This is a genomic window from Sphingobium sp. B8D3B (genome assembly GCF_025961875.1).
In the GTDB taxonomy this organism is placed as follows: Bacteria; Pseudomonadota; Alphaproteobacteria; order Sphingomonadales; family Sphingomonadaceae; genus Sphingobium.
In genome coordinates, this window is record NZ_JAOQON010000001.1 from 678125 (window position 1) to 697070 (window position 18946).

At 63.9% G+C, this 18946-nt stretch carries 19 protein-coding genes and 1 tRNA gene; 6 read left to right on the forward strand and 14 right to left on the reverse strand.

Features of this window, described 5'->3' with window-relative positions; genetic code table 11:
- Positions 1-238: 238 nt before the first annotated feature.
- On the forward strand, positions 239-1441 hold the full coding sequence (locus tag M2343_RS03135; RefSeq protein WP_264575565.1) for an acyltransferase family protein: 1203 nt from the start codon (positions 239-241) through the stop codon (positions 1439-1441).
- A 268-nt stretch (positions 1442-1709) separates the two neighbouring features.
- On the opposite strand, the gene M2343_RS03140 is transcribed toward M2343_RS03135, so the two are convergent.
- Positions 1710-1786: transfer RNA gene (locus M2343_RS03140), tRNA-Pro, on the reverse strand.
- Between the two features lie 303 nt (positions 1787-2089).
- Between M2343_RS03140 and yajC the strand changes: the two genes are divergently transcribed.
- The 5 genes from yajC (at position 2090) to M2343_RS03165 (ending at position 6126) form a co-directional block, all read left to right on the forward strand.
- A complete protein-coding gene (gene yajC, locus M2343_RS03145; RefSeq protein WP_181559997.1) occupies positions 2090-2422 on the forward strand; it encodes a preprotein translocase subunit YajC in 333 nt (110 codons plus the stop codon).
- Positions 2423-2428: 6 nt separating this feature from the next.
- Positions 2429-4027 (forward strand): protein translocase subunit SecD, encoded by a 1599-nt coding sequence (gene secD / locus M2343_RS03150; RefSeq protein WP_264573108.1) that lies wholly within the window; start codon positions 2429-2431, stop codon positions 4025-4027.
- Positions 4028-4039: 12 nt separating this feature from the next.
- Positions 4040-5014, forward strand: coding sequence for a protein translocase subunit SecF (gene secF / locus M2343_RS03155; RefSeq protein WP_264573107.1), 975 nt, complete (start codon positions 4040-4042; stop codon positions 5012-5014).
- Positions 5015-5048: 34 nt separating this feature from the next.
- Positions 5049-5429, forward strand: a complete 381-nt coding sequence (locus M2343_RS03160; protein WP_264575566.1) for an Mth938-like domain-containing protein — start codon at positions 5049-5051, stop codon at positions 5427-5429.
- A gap of 169 nt (positions 5430-5598) precedes the next feature.
- The gene (locus M2343_RS03165; RefSeq protein WP_264575567.1) at positions 5599-6126 is read left to right on the forward strand and encodes a hypothetical protein; all 528 of its coding nucleotides are present in this window, start codon (positions 5599-5601) and stop codon (positions 6124-6126) included.
- Between the two features lie 45 nt (positions 6127-6171).
- On the opposite strand, the gene M2343_RS03170 is transcribed toward M2343_RS03165, so the two are convergent.
- From M2343_RS03170 to M2343_RS03230, 13 genes are all read right to left on the reverse strand, one after another.
- The gene (locus M2343_RS03170) at positions 6172-7107 is read right to left on the reverse strand and encodes a hemolysin family protein (RefSeq protein ID WP_264575568.1); all 936 of its coding nucleotides are present in this window, start codon (positions 7105-7107) and stop codon (positions 6172-6174) included.
- Between the two features lie 8 nt (positions 7108-7115).
- On the reverse strand, positions 7116-7658 hold the full coding sequence (ybeY, locus tag M2343_RS03175) for an rRNA maturation RNase YbeY (RefSeq protein WP_264575569.1): 543 nt from the start codon (positions 7656-7658) through the stop codon (positions 7116-7118).
- Positions 7651-8646, reverse strand: coding sequence for a PhoH family protein (locus M2343_RS03180; RefSeq protein ID WP_264575570.1), 996 nt, complete (start codon positions 8644-8646; stop codon positions 7651-7653). Before M2343_RS03180 ends, ybeY begins: the two co-directional genes overlap by 8 nt.
- A gap of 320 nt (positions 8647-8966) precedes the next feature.
- Positions 8967-9362 (reverse strand): nuclear transport factor 2 family protein, encoded by a 396-nt coding sequence (locus tag M2343_RS03185; RefSeq protein WP_264575571.1) that lies wholly within the window; start codon positions 9360-9362, stop codon positions 8967-8969.
- A gap of 97 nt (positions 9363-9459) precedes the next feature.
- Entirely contained in the window at positions 9460-10494 is a 1035-nt protein-coding gene (locus M2343_RS03190) for a rod shape-determining protein (protein ID WP_264575572.1), read from the reverse strand.
- Positions 10495-10608: 114 nt separating this feature from the next.
- Entirely contained in the window at positions 10609-11958 is a 1350-nt protein-coding gene (gene miaB / locus M2343_RS03195; protein WP_264577479.1) for a tRNA (N6-isopentenyl adenosine(37)-C2)-methylthiotransferase MiaB, read from the reverse strand.
- Positions 11959-12008: 50 nt separating this feature from the next.
- The gene (locus M2343_RS03200; protein ID WP_264575573.1) at positions 12009-12734 is read right to left on the reverse strand and encodes a lysophospholipid acyltransferase family protein; all 726 of its coding nucleotides are present in this window, start codon (positions 12732-12734) and stop codon (positions 12009-12011) included.
- Positions 12735-13166 carry a Fur family transcriptional regulator gene (locus M2343_RS03205; protein ID WP_181559986.1) on the reverse strand — a complete coding sequence of 144 codons (432 nt, stop codon included), beginning with the start codon at positions 13164-13166 and terminating at the stop codon, positions 12735-12737.
- A 135-nt stretch (positions 13167-13301) separates the two neighbouring features.
- Positions 13302-13721, reverse strand: coding sequence for a MucR family transcriptional regulator (locus tag M2343_RS03210; RefSeq protein WP_264570670.1), 420 nt, complete (start codon positions 13719-13721; stop codon positions 13302-13304).
- A gap of 109 nt (positions 13722-13830) precedes the next feature.
- On the reverse strand, positions 13831-14325 hold the full coding sequence (locus M2343_RS03215; RefSeq protein WP_264575574.1) for a GNAT family N-acetyltransferase: 495 nt from the start codon (positions 14323-14325) through the stop codon (positions 13831-13833).
- On the reverse strand, positions 14325-14987 hold the full coding sequence (gene tsaB, locus M2343_RS03220; RefSeq protein WP_264575575.1) for a tRNA (adenosine(37)-N6)-threonylcarbamoyltransferase complex dimerization subunit type 1 TsaB: 663 nt from the start codon (positions 14985-14987) through the stop codon (positions 14325-14327). The genes M2343_RS03215 and tsaB overlap by 1 nt, the downstream gene beginning before the upstream one ends.
- A gap of 49 nt (positions 14988-15036) precedes the next feature.
- On the reverse strand, positions 15037-15624 hold the full coding sequence (locus M2343_RS03225) for a NifU family protein (RefSeq protein WP_264575576.1): 588 nt from the start codon (positions 15622-15624) through the stop codon (positions 15037-15039).
- A 110-nt stretch (positions 15625-15734) separates the two neighbouring features.
- Positions 15735-18689 (reverse strand): M16 family metallopeptidase, encoded by a 2955-nt coding sequence (locus M2343_RS03230; protein ID WP_264575577.1) that lies wholly within the window; start codon positions 18687-18689, stop codon positions 15735-15737.
- Between the last annotated feature and the right edge of the window lie 257 nt (positions 18690-18946).

Genomic DNA, 18946 nt, shown 5'->3' on the forward strand with positions numbered 1-18946 from the left:
CTTGAACCGATCAACATCGCGCCCGGCAGGCTCAGGCTTGCCGGGCGCGATTGCGCTTACGGTGATATTGCTCGTTGCTGTCGTCACCGCTCGCCGCCATTTGTCACCAGCAGGCTCGAAGCCAGCAGTCATAGCTGCGTCTGCCTATAGCTAGCCGAAATAAGCATGAATGTACTGAAAGAGGAACGGGCTGAGGGGGGGCGTCGGTTGACGCGGAATTGCCCTTAAGATAGCGCGAATGACCGTGGAGAATTCAGATACATCGGCTTCGGGTCGCCATCGATATGTCGTGCTCGATAGCCTGCGCGGTATCTTTGCATGCGTGATCGTGTGCATCCACATCAAAGGCGAAAATCACATCTCGCAGCTTGAGGTCGTCAAGAACGGATATCTGTTCGTCGATTTCTTCTTCGTGCTGTCCGGATTCGTAATTGCCTCCAGCTATGGCCGGAAACTCGCGGATGGGTTTCCGGTGGGCAAGTTCATATGGCTCCGTCTCGGCCGGATCTTTCCATTGCATCTGTTCGTGCTACTGCTTTTTCTCACCTTTGAGATCGTCTTCGCCACTATCATGCCCGGTCTGGGAGGCCGGAAACCCTTTGCTTTCCCGTTTACCATCGACGATTGGTTCGCCCAGCTCGCTCTGATCGGCATATTCGTGGGGCAAGACGACCTGACATGGAACGGGCCTAGCTGGTCGATCGCGGCGGAGGTGTGGACCTATCTCATCTTCGCCCTCCTGATGCGCTATGCGTCTCGCTTTATGATCCCAATATGCATTGCGATCGCGATCTGTGCTCCGCTGGCCCTTCCATTTCTCACCGACCGTTACATGCAGGCTTTCCATGATGGTGCGCTTGTGCGCTGCCTGTACGGCTTCTCACTCGGCGTTGTGGCATGGCATCTCATAGCGCAGGTGGAAAAGCTCGATTTGAGGGGTCGTGACACGTTGATCGAGCTGCTGATTGTGGGGGCGATCATCACATTTTTGGCATTCGTCGGCGTTGGGGCGCTGACATTGATCGCACCCTATCTGTTTCTCATCGCCCTGTTGATCTTTGCGCGGGAGCGAGGCGCCATCAGCGCGCTTTTGCGCAAGGCTGCCTTTGTCAGGCTCGGTTTACTGTCTTATTCGATCTATATGGTGCACACTTTCTTGCTCTACAGATACGTCAACGTCCTCAGCGCGGTGGAGAAAGCCACGGGAGCCGATCTCGTCGTGTCGATCGATGGCATTAATTATGTCGGTGGCGGGGCGTGGATGGCTGACGTGCTTGCGCTGATTTTGTTTGCTGGGGTCATCGCGTTCGCCGAGATCACTTACCGCTTCGTGGAAAAGCCGGGGCAGCTTTGGGCTAAGAGCGTGCTGAGCCGGCGCGTTTCAGGACAACAGCGCGAAACTGCTCCTGAAGGCGCACCTCGCCCAGTGCCATCCGACTAAACGTTGCGGCACCAGCGGGGGCGAAAGGGGGCAATTTGCTGGACGTGATGAAGCATGATGGCCTGAGGTGGTAAAGCGCGCAGTACTGCTATGCGGCTGGGTGACATCGCCAGAAAAGTTTGAAGCTCCGGTGTCGCCGAACGATGTGTTGACGATAATCCTTAGGCGCTATCCTAATAGCGCGGTTGCTCAATGAGCACTGTGATGGACTATGTGAATGCTAGGCTAATTTCAGCCTGCCTGGCCGTCCGGGGAAACGGCGAAAATTTGGTCGGGACGAGAGGATTCGAACCTCCGACCCCCACACCCCCAGTGTGATGCGCTACCAGGCTGCGCTACGTCCCGACCGGAGGTGCGCTCCTAGGCGTATCGCGCGGAAGTTGCAAGGTCCGTTGGCGCCTCCTTGCGCATGATTTTTCATTTTGCTGGTGGCCGGCAGGCGGGGCGGGGTGACGGGGCGATTGTTCGGCGCGCTTTGCTCGGCCGGCGCGCGGCGCAGCGGCGGCGCGGGGGAAGGGCGCCCGGCGATCTCGGTTGCCTGCACCGGGGCGATATGCTAGCCGCGCGCCCTTGAAACAGTGTGCGTGAGGCCGCATCTGCGGGGCGCGCTGTTCATCCATCTGCTGATTGCCCTGCTCAAGGATCGCAATGTTCACAACTTTTGCACTCGCCGCCGCTGCACCGGGCTCTTCTGGAATGGCCAGCTTCATGAGCTTCGTTCCGCTGATCCTGATCTTTGCGGTGTTCTACTTCCTGCTCATTCGTCCGCAGCAGCAGCAGATGAAGAAGCATCGCGCCAAGATCGGCGCGGTCAAGAAAGGCGATCAGGTCGTCACCGGCGGCGGCCTCGTCGGTAAGGTGACCCGGGTGGACGACACCTATGTGGATGTCGAACTCGGCCAGGGCATCAAGGTGAAGGCGGTCAAGGCGACCCTGAGCGATGTCGTCGATCCGATGACCGCCAAGCCCGCGAACGACTGACGGGCCATGCTCGACTTTCCCCGCTGGAAGATCTGGCTCGTCCTTGTGGCGCTGGTCGTCGGCAGTCTCTATGCCGTGCCGAGCTTCCTGCCCGACCAGACCTATTCGCAATTGCCGCGCTTCATGCAGGCGCGCGTCAATCTGGGCCTCGACCTCTCCGGCGGAAGTCACATTCTGCTCGAGGCGGACACAAAGGACGTGGCGCGCCAGCGCATCCAGAATATCGAGGAAGCGATCCGCGTCGATCTGCGGCGGGCTGATAGCCGCATCGCCATTGGCGAGATGTCGACGCAGGGCAATGCGCTGCGCTTCATGGTGCGCGATGCCACGCAGGTGGATGCCGCCGTCGAGCGCATCCGTCCGCTAACGCGCGGCGCCGGCCTCACGGGCCAGCGCGACTTCGATGTGCAGGTACGCGATGGCAGCACCATCGTCGTGACGCCGACCGAAGCCGGCATCAACGCCGCCGTCGAGAGCGCCATGGAAGTGGCGACGGAAGTCATCCGCAAGCGCATCGACGAGATGGGCACGCGTGAGCCGACCATCATCCGCCAGGGCAGCAATCGCATCGTCGTGCAGGTGCCGGGCCTTCAGGACCCCGCTCAGCTCAAGGATCTGCTCGGCCAGACCGCGCAGCTTGAGTTCAAGCTGGTCGACACGACGGCCAATCCGGCCGACTTGGCGCGCGGCATCGCGCCGGTGGGCAGCGTGCTTGTGCCGTATCCAGACAATCCACTCGGCCAGCCGGTCATCGCGGTGAAGCGGCAGACCATGGTGGCGGGCGATGAGCTGATCGACGCCCAGCAATCCTATGATCCCAAGACCAATGCGCCGGTGGTGAGCATCCGCTTCAATAGCTCGGGTGCCAACAAGTTCGCGCGCACCACGCAGCAGAACGTGAACAAGCCCTTCGCGATGATCCTCGATGGCACGGTGCTCTCGGCGCCCAACATCAACGAGCCCATCCTCGGCGGATCGGCGCAGATCAGCGGCAACTTCACCGTGGAAAGCGCCAACCAGCTGGCGATCGCGCTGCGCTCCGGCCAACTGCCGGTGAAGCTGACGGTGGTGGAGGAACGCACGGTCGGGCCGGATCTTGGCGCTGATTCCATCCGCAAGGGCATTATCGCCGGCGGCGTGGCGACGGCTGCGGTGCTGCTGCTGATGGTGATGGCTTATGGCCGCTTCGGCATCTACGCGAACCTGGCGCTGATCTTCAACGTGCTGATGATCGTCGGCATCATGGCGCTGTTCAACGCGACGCTGACCCTGCCGGGCATTGCCGGCTTCGTCCTGACCATCGGTGCGGCGGTGGACGCCAACGTGCTGATCAACGAGCGCATCCGCGAGGAGCAGCGACGCGGCCGCAGCATCATGCAGACGGTCGAAACCGGCTATAAGGAAGCGCAGCGCGCGATCTTTGACGCCAACACGACCAACGTGATCGCCGCCGCTTTGATGTTCTACTTCGGCTCCGGGCCGATCAAGGGCTTTGCGGTGGTTCTCACCATCGGCATCTTCACCTCGGTCTTCACGGCCGTGACGGTGACGCGCCTGTTCGCTTCCTTCTGGCTGCGCAAGCGGCCGACGACACTGACGATCTGAGGCACAAGACCAATGCGCTTGCTCAAGCTTGTCCCGGACAACACCAACATCGGCTTCCTCAAGTGGCGGCACATCGCCATGGCGATCAGCATGATCTCGATCATAGCGTCGATTGCTCTGGTCGCCACGCGCGGCCTCAATCTGGGCGTCGATTTCGTCGGCGGCCAGATGATGCGGGTCACCTTCTCGCAGCCCGTCAACCTCGATGCCCTGCGCGGCACCGTGGATGCGGCGGTGAAGGGGGAGGCGAATATCCAGCAGTTCGGCTCGGCGAAGGACGTCTCGATCCGTACCTCCTTGCCCGAGGGTGGCGAGGATGCCGCGAACCAGGCTGCCGAGCGGCTTAAGGCGGCGATCCTCAAGGCCCATCCCGATGCGGTGTTCGGCAGTGTCGATACCGTGTCCGGCAAGGTCTCGGGCGAACTGTTCGAGACTGGCGCTTGGTCGATGTTCTTCGCGATGCTGGCGATCTCCATCTACATCTGGTTCCGCTTCGAGTGGCAGTTCGGTCTCGGCGCGCTGTTTGCGCTGTTCCATGACGTGGCGCTCACCTTCGGGCTGTTCGCGCTCACCCAGATGGAGTTCAACCTGAACATCGTCGCGGCCCTGCTGACGATCATCGGCTATTCGCTCAACGACACCATCGTCATCTATGACCGTATCCGCGAAAATCTGCGCAAATATCGCAAGATGGAGCTGGTTCCGCTGCTTGACCTCTCGATCAACGAGACGCTCGCACGCACGGTGATGACCTCGCTGACGATCATCATCACACTGGTGGTGCTGCTGCTCCTCGGGCCGGAAGTGATCTTCGGCTTCACCGCCGCCATGTTGTTCGGCATTTTCGTCGGCACCTATTCGTCGATGTACATGTCCGCGCCGCTGCTGGTGTGGACCAAGGTCGGCTCGGACAGCTTCGTTGCTAAGGCGGGCGGTCAGGTGGCCGGCGCCGAGCGGACCCTCAAGAACGAGACGATGCCGCGCTGATCTCGCGGCATCCGTCGGGCGGGGAGGAAAGAGCATGGAACTGCTCCGCGACGAGAAGCCCGCGGGCCCGGTCATCACCGGCTTTGCCGGGCGCGGCTTTCGCGTGCGCGATCATGTGTTCGACAGCGGCATCCTGATCGATCCGGCTGGCGTGGTCCCGTGGGACGCGGCGACGACGATCGACCAACTGACGGTCGAGATGCTGCGCCCGATCCTGGATCTCGACCCGCCGGCAGAATTTCTCCTCCTCGGCACTGGACCCAGGCTGGTCAGGCCCTCGGCAGCGTTCGTCCGCGCCGTCGAAGCCATGGGGATCGGCGTGGAGGCCATGGACAGCCGCGCGGCGGCGCGCGCCTGGGGCGTATTGCGACAGGAAGACCGGCAGATCGTCGGCGCGCTGCTCCCGCATCGGTGAGCGACCCACCAGCCTGCGCCCGAAGCGCCGGGCATGACGCGAAATCTTAACCTCAGTCCGCTAGACCTGTTTCCAGGATCAGAAAAGGCAGGAACAAAATCCGGCAACGGGCGTCCTGTACGGGTGAGGATGGAGCGTGATGGGGCAGCTCCTTATGTGAGTATGTCGCATGGCCGTCATCGCCGTTGATTTTGAAGCGTCCTGCCTGCCGCAATATGGCCGGTCTTTCCCCATTGAAGTCGGCATTGCCAGCACCGAAGGCTGGAGCCGCTCCTGGCTGATCCGTCCTCATGCGGACTGGGCCGACTGGCAGTGGAGCGAGGAAGCCGAGAGCCTGCACGGCATTTCGCGCGCGCAGCTTGAGCGCGATGGGCTGGACGCCCGCTGCGTCGCACGGCAATTGCGCGCGGCCGTGGCTGGGCATGAGGTGATTGCCGACAGCTATTTCGATGATGCGTGGTCGCGCACGCTCTTTGTAGCGGCGGGCGAAGCGACGCATCTGCCGATCCGCTGCCTCGCCGAGCTTCGCCTGTTTCATGATACGGATCGCACCGTTCTGACGCGGCTGCTCGACGCGGCGGATCGTCAGCGGGCGCGGCGCCACCGCGCCGAGGATGATGCGCGCTGGCTGGCCCAGCTCATGGCGGGTCTGATTGCCGAGAGCGACATGGCCAGGCCAGCGGCGCGCGCCGCTTAGGATCGCGTTAGACCGGCCGCTGGCGATCTTCGCGGCGGCCTTGGCCTACTGCTCCAGATCGTCGGCCAGTGCCTCGGGCGGATGCAGGCGCACCCGCGCGACATGGCGCGGATTCGCCTCGACGATTTCGATGCGCCAGCCACTCGGCTCATGCTCGATGATTTCGCCGGTCTCCGGCACGCGCCCCGCGATCACAAAAGCGAGACCGCCAATGGTGTCGACATCGGAATCGACCTCGGCAAGGCGCGGATCGACGGTCCGGGCGATATCTTCCAGCTCGGCGCGGGCGTCGGCATCCCACATGCCATCTTCCAGCGGCACCAGCAGTGCCTCCGGTTCCTCGTCATGCTCGTCCTCGATATCGCCGACGATTTCCTCGACGAGATCCTCGATGGTCAGTAGACCGTCCGTGCCGGAATATTCATCGAGCACGATGGCAAGGTGCGTGCGCTTGGCGCGCATTTCGGCGAGCAGGTCCAGCACGCCCATGCTCTGCGGCACATAGAGCGGCTGACGGATCAGCGTCTCCAGCGACTCCGGGTGCGCTTCTCCGCGTGCCAGAATGGCGAAGGCATCGCGAATGTGGATCATGCCGGTGACATGATCGAGCGTGTCCTTGTAGACGGGAATGCGGCTGTGGCCGGCCTGCGCGAACAGCGCCATCAGCTCCGTAAAGCTGGCATCCTGCGAAATGGCGATGATGTCCGCGCGCGGCACGGCGACGTCGTCCACCGTATGCTCGCTGAAATGGAGCATGTTGCGGAGCATCTGACGCTCGATCGGGGTGAGGTCGCCCTTACGGGACGTCTCATCTTCCTGATCGTCATATTGCTCGATGACGCTCTCAAGCTCGTGCCTGAGGCTGGTCGATCCATTATCGCCGAAAAGCAGGGCTTTGAGGCCCTGCCATATTCGTCCGCCTTCGCTGCTACTACTACTGTCGCCCTCTTTGGAGGGGGACGGTGCGGATGTCTCCGACATCTTCTGGATCAATTCCCTGTTTCGTCAATCGGCCCGGTCATGCCGGGCTCGCGATCCCCATATGGATCATCAATGCCCAGCGTTTCAAGGGCTCGTATTTCAAGGCCCTCCATCGCCTCGGCCTCGGCATCATTTTCATGATCGTGGCCGAGCAGGTGGAGCGTGCCGTGAACGATGAGATGCGTCGCGTGATTTTCCAGCGAAACCGCGCGTTCCAGCGCTTCACGGGCGCAGGTCTGGTAGGCGAGGATGATGTCGCCGAGCAGCACCTCACCATCGTCGCTATTTTCGATGGATTCGATGAGATCGCTCTGGATCATCGGAAAGGAGAGGACGTTGGTCGGCTTGTCCTTGCCCCGGAAGGAGGCGTTGAGCTGCTGGACTTCGGCGTCGTCTGCCAGCCGGATGGAGAGTTCGACGCAGGCATCGCTGTCGATGATCACCGATTGCGAAGTTTGCGCGAGCGCGGCGCGCACGGCTCGATCAGCGAGCGCGTTCCAGTCGGTTTTCTCGGCCCATTCCGGGCTGGCCTCGGTCAGCACTTCAAGCATTCGGGCCCTCATAAGCCGCGACGATCCGTCCGACGATGGGGTGGCGCACCACATCCGCCGTGGTGAAGCGGGTGACGGCGATGCCTTCAATGCCCTCCAGCCGCTCGACTGCATCAGCGAGGCCCGATGCGCCGGGCTGTGGGAGATCGACCTGCTTGGGGTCGCCGCAGATGACCATGCGACTACCTTCGCCAAAGCGGGTGAGGAACATCTTCATCTGCGCGATGGTGGTGTTCTGCGCTTCATCGAGGATGATGAAGGCATTGGCGAGCGTGCGGCCGCGCATGAAGGCGAGCGGCGCGACCTCGATCTCGCCCGAGGCGATGCGCCGCTCGACCTGCTCGGCGGGGAGCGTGTCGTAGAGGGCGTCGTAAAGCGGGCGGAGATAGGGATCGACCTTCTCCTTCATGTCGCCAGGCAGGAAGCCCAGTCGCTCGCCGGCCTCCACGGCGGGGCGCGAAAGAATCAGGCGGTCCACAGAGCCGGTGATAAGCTGGCTCACCGCCTGCGCGACGGCGAGATAGGTCTTGCCGGTGCCGGCCGGCCCGAGGGCGAAGATCAGCTCGTTGCGGGCCAGCGCGTCCATATAGACGCCCTGATTGGCCGAACGCGGCACGATGGTCTTCTTGCGGGTGCGGATCATCACCTTGGGCGGCTCCGACACATCATGCCGGATGATGCCATCGAGCGTCGGCTCGGCGGACATGGCGATCACCGCCTCCACCGCGCCGCTGTCGACCGTCTGGCCGGCGGCGAGGCGATTGTAGAGCCCCTGCAGGACGTCGCGGGCGCGAGCGGCGCCTTCCGCATTCCCCTCGATCTGCAGCTTGTTCCCCCGTGCGGAGATGTACACGCCGAGGCGGTTCTCGATGGCGACGAGGTTCTGGTCATATTCCCCGAACAGGGCGCCGAGCAGAAACGGCTTGTCGAAGACCAGTTCGAGGCGGGCCCGTTCTCCGGCCTGGGCTGGCACGGGGCGCTTAGGCAAGCGGGCGACCAAGCGGTCGACTCAGGGCGCGGGGCGCGATGAGAGTGTCTGTCATTGCCAAGCTTCATGCCAGAAGGGCGGGGGGAGCGACAAGCGGGAAGTCTCGGCGTTGAGGTGAAAAGAGGGGGGCGGTTTGGGTGAGGGCGCGGGTGTGATCTTGCGGCGGGGTCGGTTTCCCTGGGAGGTGTGATGGGGGACAAGTATTTCTCGTCATTCCCGCGCACGCGGGAATGACGATGGAAAAATCCAAAGTCAGCGCTATCGCCGTTTCGAAATTTTGATCTTGAATGGCCGGCACTCGCTTCTTTGCGGCACGCCCCTTAGCCGTGCGCCGAATCCCAATGCTCCACGATCAGGCCATCGCGAATGCGATAGGTGTCGTACCACCAGACCGGCGTGAGCCGCGCGGGATCGTGCGGGTCCGGCAAATGCCGCTGGAACATGAGCTGGACGAGGTCGCCCTCGGCGAGGACGAACTCGAACCGGGTCAGCGGATAGGTGCCGGGCTCCAACGGCTGCATGTCTGGAAATTCGGTGCGCAGGAAGGCGATGAGCGCTGCCAGTCCTTGGCCGATGCCGGGCGAATGCTGGATGTAATCGGGCGCGATATATTTGCCCGCAGCCTCGATGTTGCGGCCGTCGATGACGTCGTGCCACATCGCCAGCACAAGTTGCTTGTTGGCCGCGAGCGCGGCGGCTTCCGTGGGTTGCGCCATGTCCTCTCCCCAGCAGTGTCGCCCAGGACTAGCGGGTTCCACCGACAGCTAAAATGGCGATTGGAAGGCGCGCCGGCACCTGCTCGGACGCAGAGCCTCAGGCGGGGGCGAGCACGCCGTCGTAGATCGGATCTTCCAATGCCCGACCGGCGCCCATCGCCACGCACATCAGCGGGTTTTCGGCGATCTTCACGGGCAAGCCGGTCGCGACCGCAATGGCCTCGTCCATGCCCCGCAGCAGCGCGCCGCCGCCTGTGAGGGTGATGCCTTCATCGATAATGTCGGCGGACAGCTCCGGCGGGGTTTCCTCCAGCGCGGTCATCACCGAGCCGACGATCTGGTTGATCGATTCGCGCAGGGCCTCGGCGATCTGGGCTTCGCTGATTTCGATCTCGACCGGGCGGCCATTGACCAGATCGCGCCCGCGCACACCCAGGGCTATGCCAGCGCCGTCGGGCGTCATGGCATTACCGATCTGCTGCTTGACGCGCTCGGCCGTTATTTCGCCGATCATCAGATTATGATGACGCCGGACGTAGGAGGAGATCGCTTCGTCCATCTTATCGCCGCCGACACGCACCGAACCGCTATAGGCGATGCCGCTGAGCGACAGCACGGCCACCTCGGTGGTGCCGCCGCCAATGTCCACAACCATGGCGCCAATCGGGTCTACCACCGGCAAGCCAGCGCCGATTGCGGCAGCCATTGGCTCCTCGATGAGCTGCACATCGGCAGCGCCTGCGCGCGAGGTGGCGTCGCGGATTGCGCGGCGCTCCACCATCGTCGCGCCCGAGGGCACCGCGACTACCACGCGGTTGCGGCCCATGCGGGCACTGCCCAGCGCCTTGTCGATGAAATGCTTGATCATCTGCTCGGCGATTTCGATGTCGGCAATGACGCCGTCACGCAGCGGACGCAGGGCGCGCACGCCTTCCGGCGTCTTGCCCAGCATCAGTTTGGCCTCATTGCCGACGGCCTTGATATGGCCGACGCCCGCGATCGTCTCGATCGCGATGACGGACGGCTCGTTCAGGACGACGCCCTTGCCGGCGACGTGAACCAATGTGTTGACGGTGCCCAGATCGATGGCGAGATCATGGCCGGAAAAGCTGAAAAAGCGGGAAAACTTCATACCCTCGAGATCGTCACTGAGTGAAGCCGTTCACATGCCGCGCGGGCACGGTGGCGTATTCTGCAAAGAGGTGAAGCGGTGTTTTCAGGGGACCGTTGCCCGCGCCCGCCCACCTCAGGCGGCAAGCGGACTGGCGAGCGCGCCGGCGAGGCTGTTGGGCCCGGCCGAGAGAATATCCACCGCGATCAGATCGCCGATAGTCGCGCTCGTGCCATCGATGTGGACCGACTGGAGCCAGGGCGTCTTGCCGATGAGCTGGCCGGGGTGCCGCCCCTTGCGCTCCAGCAAAATGGTCGTGCGCTGGCCGACGCTGGCCTGATTGAACGCCAGTTGATGAACGTTCAGCGTGGCCTGCAGGCGCTTGAGGCGTTCGTCCATTACCTCTGGCGCGATCTGGCCTTCCATATCGGCAGCGGGTGTGCCCGGGCGCGGACTGTATTTGAAGCTGAAGCACTGCGCATAGCGCGCCTCGTTGACGATGCTCAGCGTCTCCTCGAACTCGGCATCGGTCTCGCCGGGGAAGCCGACGATGAAATCGCCGGACAGGGCGATGTCCGGCCGGGCGGCGCGGACGCGCTCGATGATGCGTAGGTAGGAGTCGCGGCTGTGGCTGCGGTTCATGGCCTTGAGGATGCGGTCCGAGCCGGCCTGCACCGGCAGGTGGAGGAACGGCATCAGCGCCGGCACCTCGGCATGGGCATCGATCAGTGCCTGCGTCATGTCGTTGGGGTGGCTGGTGGTGTAGCGGATGCGGGCGAGGCCGGGCAGCCTGTCCAGCGCGCGGATGAGCCCGTCCAGCCCCTGCGGGCGACCGGCTTCGTCTTCGCCGGACCAGGCATTCACATTCTGGCCGAGCAGGGTGATCTCGCAGGCGCCGGCATCGACCAGCGCGCGCGCCTCATCCATGATGGCGCTCCAAGGGCGGCTGACCTCCGCGCCGCGCGTATAGGGCACGACGCAATAGGTGCAGAACTTGTCGCACCCCTCTTGCACGGTGAGAAAGGCAGACGGTGCGGATCGGCGTGCCCGACCCGGCAGCACGTCGAACTTGGAATCGGCTGGCATGTCCGTATCGACGGCCTCGCGACCCGCAACCACATCGTCGATGAGGCCAGGCAGGCGGTGATAGGCCTGCGGGCCGACGACGATATCGACGGCCTTGGTGCGCCGGGTGATTTCCGACCCTTCCGCCTGCGCCACGCAGCCTGCGACGGCGATCATTGGGCGCGTGCCATCCTCCCGCCGCAGCCGGCCAATGTCCGAATAGACCTTCTCGGCGGCCCGCTCGCGGATGTGGCAGGTGTTCAGCACCACCAGATCCGCCTCGGCACCATCGCCCGCCGCTGTCATGCCGCGCGCCGCCAGCAACTCGCCCATGCGCTCGCCATCATAGACGTTCATCTGGCAGCCGAAGGATTTGACATGGTAGGTCTTGGGTGGGGTCTGGGTCATGCCCGCGCCTATACAGCCGTTAGGACGAGGGGGGAAGGGCAGGCCGCTGCGGGGCCTGCCGTTCAGCCGGGCAGGCCCATGGCCGCGGCAAGCCTCGCCCGCGCGCTGGCGGCGAGTGCCTTGCGATCGGGATGATCGCCGGGATCGAATGGATCGAGGAACCGCAGCGTCAGGGTGCGCCGGCCTGGCGCGCCGAGGATGCGGAGCGCATTGGCGATGCCGCTCTCGCCCTCCTTCCAGGCGACGAGATCGGTTCCCGCGCCGTAATCGATGACGACCGGCTGGATGAGAATCGAGCGGGGCGGCGGGAGAAGAACCGAAAAGAGCGCGGGCTTGAACGGCAGCAGAGATCGGCCGTCCCCAGTCGTCCCTTCCGGGAACAGCGCGATGGGCTGATGCGCGGCCAGTGCGGTGCGCACGGTGTCGATCTGCCCGGCGACGGCGCCGCGCCGCTCGCGGGTGATGAACACGGTATTATTCTGCGCGGCGAGCCAGCCGACGATCGGTGCGCGCTGTACATCATCCTTCGAGATGAACGCGGTGCCGGTCGCGCCGCCCAGCGCAAGAATGTCGATCCAACTCACATGATTGGCGATGAAGAACACATCGTGCAGCATGGGCGTGCCCTCGATGCGGACGTCAAAGCCCGTGGCGTGCGCGGCGCGCGCGAGAAAGCGCTGGGGCCAGGGCGAAACGCCGCGGCGACGGGCGAGAAGATGCGGGATGACGCAGGCAATGACGACGCCGATCAGGCGCGCAAGCCTTGCGAGCGCGCGCAGGCGGCTCACTTAGTCCTTGCTGCGATCGCGATCGAGCGAGACGCCGTAGAGCTCCATGCGGTGATCCACGAGGCGATAGCCCAGCTTCTCGGCAATCTGGCGCTGGAGCTGCTCCAACTCCGGGTCCACGAACTCCACGACCTTGCCGGATTCCACGTCGATCAGGTGATCGTGATGGGCTTCTGGCGCCGGCTCATAGCGCGCGCGGCCATCGCCAAAATCATGACGCTCCAATATGCCTGCCTCTTCGAACAGGCGCACAGTGCGATACACCGTGGCGATGGAGATGTTGCTGTCGATTGCGGAGGCGCGCTCGTGCAGCTTTTCCACATCGGGATGGTCTTCGCTTTCGGAAAGCACGCGGGCGATCACGCGCCGCTGCTCGGTGATGCGCAGGCCGCGCTCTGCGCACAGCGCTTCTATGTCAATCGTCCGGGACATGGGGACTGTGTAGCTGAATTTACCCGTTCTGGAACCCGCAATTTCGGCTTTTTGACGATTGGCTGACAAGAAAAATGCCGCCCTTGTGCAAAGGCGGCATCGTTCGATTTTTGCGTTCGCGCGCGGGGCGCGGGATTATTTGCGGCCGCGCTTGCGCGTGGTGCCGAGACCGATCTTCTTGGCCAGCGTGCGGCGCTGTTCGGCATAGTTGGGCGCGACCATCGGATAGTCAGCGGGGAGCCCCCACTTGGCGCGATAGTCTTCCGGCGTCATCTGATAATGGGTCATGAGATGCCGCTTGAGCATCTTCAGCTTCTTCCCGTCTTCCAGGCACACGATGTAATCGGGCTTGATCGAAGAACGGACAGATACGGCCGGCTCCTGCTTGGGTTGCGGCGGCGCGACGTCCTGCTGAAGACCGGCCAGCGCACTGTAAACATTCTGGATGAGCGTCGGCACGTCCGACACAGCCACACTGTTATTGGATACGTGGGCAGCCACGATATCCGAGGTGAGTGTGATCAGCACTTCGTCTTGAGCGTTAGTATCGGACATATGAAGTTCCCATTATCAACTTGCGACCCGTAGAATCACTATTCTTAGGCTATATTCTACCATTAAACATTATGGGGATTGAACGATGAGCGCAAGAGAAGTTTCGGACTCAGGGCGCTCCCTGTCCCAAAACGAGTTTCAAACTCAAAGCATCAAAGCGGGAACCGTTCGATCCACAATAGTAGTTAAGTCGAACATTATACTGATGAAAGCCGGCTTTGATATAAAGATGAAGAGCTGGATTCCCCGCGCGCACTTCCAGAAAAACTGTTTCTGCGCCGGTGCCCTCGGCCTCTGTCATGCATCGATCAAGTAATCGGCGGCCATGTGTCCGCCCACGATGATCGGGGTGGACGGCAAGCAAAAGAAGCTCCGCTTCGCCGGCAATACTGCGGATCAGGCCGAAGCCGACCGGTCCGGCTTGGGTGTAGCCAGTCACCAGAATGGAGCCGGGCAATTGCATCATGCCCATCAACTGCGCAGAAGACCATGCCTCGCCAAATTCCGGTGGGAAGGCGGCCGACATCACCTGCACGGCGGCGCCGATCTCGTCCACACAAGGATCGAGACTGGCCACGATGCGGAGCGCCTCCTTGTCCTGCATCAGCGAACCGGCGCTGGTCTGGGCTTGCTTGCGGCAGCCATGGGCTGGGCGTCTGCCCCGCGCCCGTAATCCGGCACGGGAGGGCGGGTGCGTTGCGTCACCGGCAGGCGGAACACCGCGCGGGCATCGGGAAGCAGCGGAGTGGCCCGGCCTCGCGCGCCGGCATCGACCAGCGTCTGTGCGCCCGATCCGACGAGCAGGCCGACGTTGAGAGACGCCGCCAGTTCGTCGATTGGCGTGGATCGGACGATGAGGGGCGGGCTGTCGGGTGTGACGGGCGATGCCGCTTCCGCCCAGAAGATTTCGCCATGTCCGCCGACCATTGTCACTGCGAACGGCTCTGTCGGTGCAAGCCGGGCGCGGGCGATGGCGGCAACCAGATCGAGACAGCCATAGCCGGAAACAGGCACCTGCCATGCGAAGCCCAGCGCGCGCGCGGCAGCCAGCCCCACGCGCACGCCGGTGAAGCTGCCAGGGCCAATGTCCACGAGAATGGCGTCGGCGCGGCCGCCCTCGGGCAACGCAGCGATGGCGGGCAGCAGCGCTTCGGCGTGACCGCGCCCCAACTCGCGATGCGTCGCGTCAATCAGCCCGTCGCCATCGAACAGGGCAATGGAGAGCGCCGGCGTGGCGCAATCGATGATGAGCGTGCGCTGCGCCAAGGGCTGGCTCATCGTGCGCGTGGGGGAACGATCCGGCGCATCGATCGGCTCAGACGGCCCGGACTTCGGTCACTTCCGGCACATAATGCTTGAGCAACTGCTCGATGCCGTTCTTGAGTGTCGCGGTTGAGGAGGGGCAGCCGGCGCAGGCGCCCTGCATCCGCAGGAAGACAGTGCCGCGCTCAAAGCCGCGATAGACGATATCGCCGCCATCATTGGCGACGGCGGGGCGCACGCGGGTGTCGATCAATTCGCGGATCTGCGCGACAATATCGGCGTCGGCCGGGTCGTCGCCGGGCATGGCGCCATCGTCCTCATTCTCCGCCGGAACGCGGATCTCGTGCGCCGTGCCCGGCGCGAACAGCGGCATGTCCGCCGAGAAATGGTCGAGCAGGATTGCGATCACGTCGGTGCGCAGCGAACTCCACGCAACGCCCGGCGCTGCCGTGACCGAGATGAAATCCCGGCCGAAGAACACCCCGGTCACATCCCCGAGGTTGAACAGCGCCTCGGCGAGCGGCGAAGCCGTTGCCTCGTCCGCGCTGGCGAAATCGCGCGTGCCGGAGGTCATGACCGGGCGCCCCGGCAGGAACTTCAGGGTTGCGGGATTGGGGGTCTGCTCGGTTTCGATGAACATGCTGGCTCTCGCGCGAAGGACGGAGGCCGGCTTGAACGCGCGCCGGCCAAGGATGCGACTGGCTCCCATTTGGGCCGTCACCGGCGCTCGTGCAAGGGGCGAGTTGGCGCCTAGCGCGTCGGAGCGGATCCCAATCTGGCCGATGTGCCGAGCGCCGGGGCCGGCGCGCTCTCGGACAGAACCACCGCGGACCAGCTTTTCTCCGGCACGAGATAGCGGGCAGCGAGCGCCTGCAGGTCGGCCGGCGTGATGCTGGTGAGGTCACGCCCAAGGGCGCGCGCATAGCCAAGCTGGTTCTCGTCCCGGGAGAAGCCCTGCAACTGGTCCATCCAGAAGGCATTGCTGTAGGCCGCGCGCGTCAACAATTGACCGACCGGCGCGATCTGGCGGTTGAGTTCATCCTCCGTCACCGGATTGGTGGTCAGATCGCGCACCAGTTCATCCACCAGCTGATAGAAATACGGGATGCGCTCGGGCTTCAGCTGGGTCTGCACGACCAGGAAGCCACCGCCGTTCATCCGTTCGGGCCAGTTGCTGGATGCGCTGGGCGTGTAGGCCGCACCGTCGATGGAGCGCAGCCGCTCGAACAGCCGGTCGGTGATGATGCGGGCCAACATCTCAAGCTGGCGGCTCTCGCGAATGTCGGCGACGCCACTGCCGGTCGGCCAGGCGATGATCGCGGCGGCCTGTTCGTCCGGCCCGTCATGGACGATGCGAACCGGGGTCGCGACATGAGCGGGGAAATTGAGCGCGAGGTTGCGGGCCGGTGGCGGTGCGTCGGCGCGTTTGGGCAGAGCGCCGAAGCTGGCGGCCACGGCGGCAATTGCCTGCTCGACATCGAGATCGCCGAACACCTGGATTTCAATGGGGCCGTTGGCGAGGCGGGGCGCCCAGACCTTGCGGAAGGTATCCAGCGTCAACGCCGTGCGATCATCCGGAGAGGCCGGGCTGAAGCGGGCATCCTTGTCACGCAGCATCCATTCAAGATCGCGGCCAATGGCTTCCGCAGCGGAGGCCGGCACCGGATCATAGCTCGCCTCAAGCATTGCCATGGAGCGGCGCAGCGGCGCCTCGTCCCAGCGGGGGAAGGCCAGCTTGGAGGCGAACAGGCGCAATTGGTCGGGATAATCCTGCGGGCTGCTCGTGCCGCTGAGCGTGAACGCATCGTCATCGATGCCGAAGTTCAGCGACAGGCGGCGGCCGCTCATCAGATCGTTCAGCTCTCGCTGGCCGAGGTCGCCGATGCCACTGGCAGTCAGCGCATAGGGCACCGCCCACAAGGCGGCGCGCTCATCCGGCGCGAAGCTCTGGCGGCCATGGCCCCAGCGCACATTGATATGCACCTTGCCCGGTTCGGCCTGATTGCCGGCGACGAGCAAGCGAACGCCATTCTCGAACGTGACGTTCTGGATGCCCAGCACGCCGAGGTCAGTGCGCGAGGCGACCTTGCCCGGCGCGGGCAGCTTGGGCAGCGCGGCCATGGTCACCCGCGAATCGCTCAGGCGCGCGCGGGAATTGGGCTCTACCTGCGCGCTGAAGGCAGTCTGCAGGCGCTGTTCGGCATTGTCCTGGGGCGCGCGCAGGCTCAGCAGGGCGCGTTCCACCGTAGCGGAGAACAGCCGGTTGGTCGCCGCGAGCAGTTGCTCGGGCGTCATATATTTTTTGGAGGACTGGTAGATGGCTAGCTGGTCCTGCGGGGAGACAACCGTCTCGCGAATATCCACCGCCTGCACGATGCTCTCGACCTGCTGGGGGCTGCCCTCAATGGCCGCACTGGCCACCAGCGCGGCGAAGCCTGCTTCCATGCCCTGAAACTCGCGGTCGATATCGACCTGACTGGGGGCGACCCGGCGGGCATCCTCGATGATCGCGCGCACTTCCTGCAGCGCCTTCTCCCAATCACTCCCATTGGGCACAATGGTCACATAGGTCGCATTGGCCGAGCGCATGCTGTTATCCAGCGAGACATTGGCCTGCACGAATGACGCGCCGTCGCTGGCCACGGCTTCGAGGCGCCGATTGATTAGCTCCAGCGCGACCATGTCGGCCAGCCGCATCTGGTTGAAGACGATCGTGTCTTCGTTGAACACCCATGGCCGCAGATAAGCGAGGCCCACGCTATAGGGCACGCTCGGCTCGACGATCACCTTGGTGGCCGGGGCGGAGGGATCGGGCTTGCCGAAGTCCGGCAGCGGCGTCGCGCGGCCCTTGGCCTTCCAACTGGAGAAATGCGCGCGGACCATCGCTTCGAGCGCGGCCGGCTCCATGGACCCGGAAATGGCGATGACGGTGCGGTCGGGGCGATACCAGCGGTCGTGGAAGGCGCGCAGGGCCTGCGGCGTCGCCTTGAGCAGCGTCTGCTCGGTGCCGATGGGGCTGTGGCTGGCGAGGCGCTGGCCGGCGAAATAGAAAGCGCGGATTTCGTCTCCCAGCCGGGCGCCGGGGCCAAGGCTCTCGCGCCGCTCGGCGAGGATGACGGCGCGTTCGGCCTCCACCGGCGCCTTGCTGATGTTGGGCTGCTGCATCATCCCGGCGAGAATGCGCAGGCTCTCGTCAATGCCTTCGTTCGTCGCGCGCGGCAGATCGAGCGCATAGGTGGTGCCGGTGGGCGTGGTCTGCGCATTGCTGTCACTGCCGAACTCAGCGCCCAGCCGCTGCCAGATCCGCTTCGATTCGCCATCGGGTACATCCCGCGATCCACGGAAGGAGAGATGCTCGATGAAATGCGCAAAGCCGGCTTCGGCAGGCTCTTCCATCAGCGAGCCGACATCCACCCGCACGCGGATCGATACCTGTCCGGCCGGCACATCGTTGCGGCGCACCGCATAGCGCAGGCCGTTGTCCAGCACGCCGAACTGCCATGCCGGGTCGATGGGCACGTCGCTCTTCTCGTAGAGCCACGGGCGCTCGGCCGGAACGGTGGGCTTGAGCGTCTGCTCGCCCGCCTTGGATTGCGGCTGAAGGAGGCCGGGCACCTCGCCCTGTGCGGCCAGTGGCGCCGAGGCGATCAGGCCGAGGACAACGGTGGCGGAAACGATGGGCCGGAAGATATCGGAAAAGGTCATGATGCCAGTCTATTGCCCATTGCGTGCGGGGTCACCCTGAAACTCAGGGCAATGATGGTCGGGGGAGGAATGCCGGCCTTGGCGGAAGATGAGCGCGCGGGTTGGTTGCGCGTACAGGCGGTCGGTCGGCACGCCGCAGGTATCGCATCCCAGCCTGAACGCCAGATGACCGCGCTTGCGGCGAACAGCCGGAAAGGTCGCTGCCCGCAAATCCTCTCCGACATTTGGCATTTGGCGTCGCGCGCCTATCTACCAAG

Coding starts and splice junctions, on each gene's coding strand:
- M2343_RS03135 (WP_264575565.1), top strand. CDS start 239: ATGACCGTGGAGAATTCAGATACATCGGCTTCGGGTCGCCATCGATAT.
- yajC (WP_181559997.1), top strand. CDS start 2,090: ATGTTCACAACTTTTGCACTCGCCGCCGCTGCACCGGGCTCTTCTGGA.
- secD (WP_264573108.1), top strand. CDS start 2,429: ATGCTCGACTTTCCCCGCTGGAAGATCTGGCTCGTCCTTGTGGCGCTG.
- secF (WP_264573107.1), top strand. CDS start 4,040: ATGCGCTTGCTCAAGCTTGTCCCGGACAACACCAACATCGGCTTCCTC.
- M2343_RS03160 (WP_264575566.1), top strand. CDS start 5,049: ATGGAACTGCTCCGCGACGAGAAGCCCGCGGGCCCGGTCATCACCGGC.
- M2343_RS03165 (WP_264575567.1), top strand. CDS start 5,599: ATGGCCGTCATCGCCGTTGATTTTGAAGCGTCCTGCCTGCCGCAATAT.
- M2343_RS03170 (WP_264575568.1), bottom strand. CDS start 7,107: ATGTCGGAGACATCCGCACCGTCCCCCTCCAAAGAGGGCGACAGTAGT.
- ybeY (WP_264575569.1), bottom strand. CDS start 7,658: ATGCTTGAAGTGCTGACCGAGGCCAGCCCGGAATGGGCCGAGAAAACC.
- M2343_RS03185 (WP_264575571.1), bottom strand. CDS start 9,362: ATGGCGCAACCCACGGAAGCCGCCGCGCTCGCGGCCAACAAGCAACTT.
- M2343_RS03190 (WP_264575572.1), bottom strand. CDS start 10,494: ATGAAGTTTTCCCGCTTTTTCAGCTTTTCCGGCCATGATCTCGCCATC.
- M2343_RS03205 (WP_181559986.1), bottom strand. CDS start 13,166: ATGTCCCGGACGATTGACATAGAAGCGCTGTGCGCAGAGCGCGGCCTG.
- M2343_RS03210 (WP_264570670.1), bottom strand. CDS start 13,721: ATGTCCGATACTAACGCTCAAGACGAAGTGCTGATCACACTCACCTCG.
- M2343_RS03215 (WP_264575574.1), bottom strand. CDS start 14,325: ATGCAGGACAAGGAGGCGCTCCGCATCGTGGCCAGTCTCGATCCTTGT.
- M2343_RS03225 (WP_264575576.1), bottom strand. CDS start 15,624: ATGTTCATCGAAACCGAGCAGACCCCCAATCCCGCAACCCTGAAGTTC.
- M2343_RS03230 (WP_264575577.1), bottom strand. CDS start 18,689: ATGACCTTTTCCGATATCTTCCGGCCCATCGTTTCCGCCACCGTTGTC.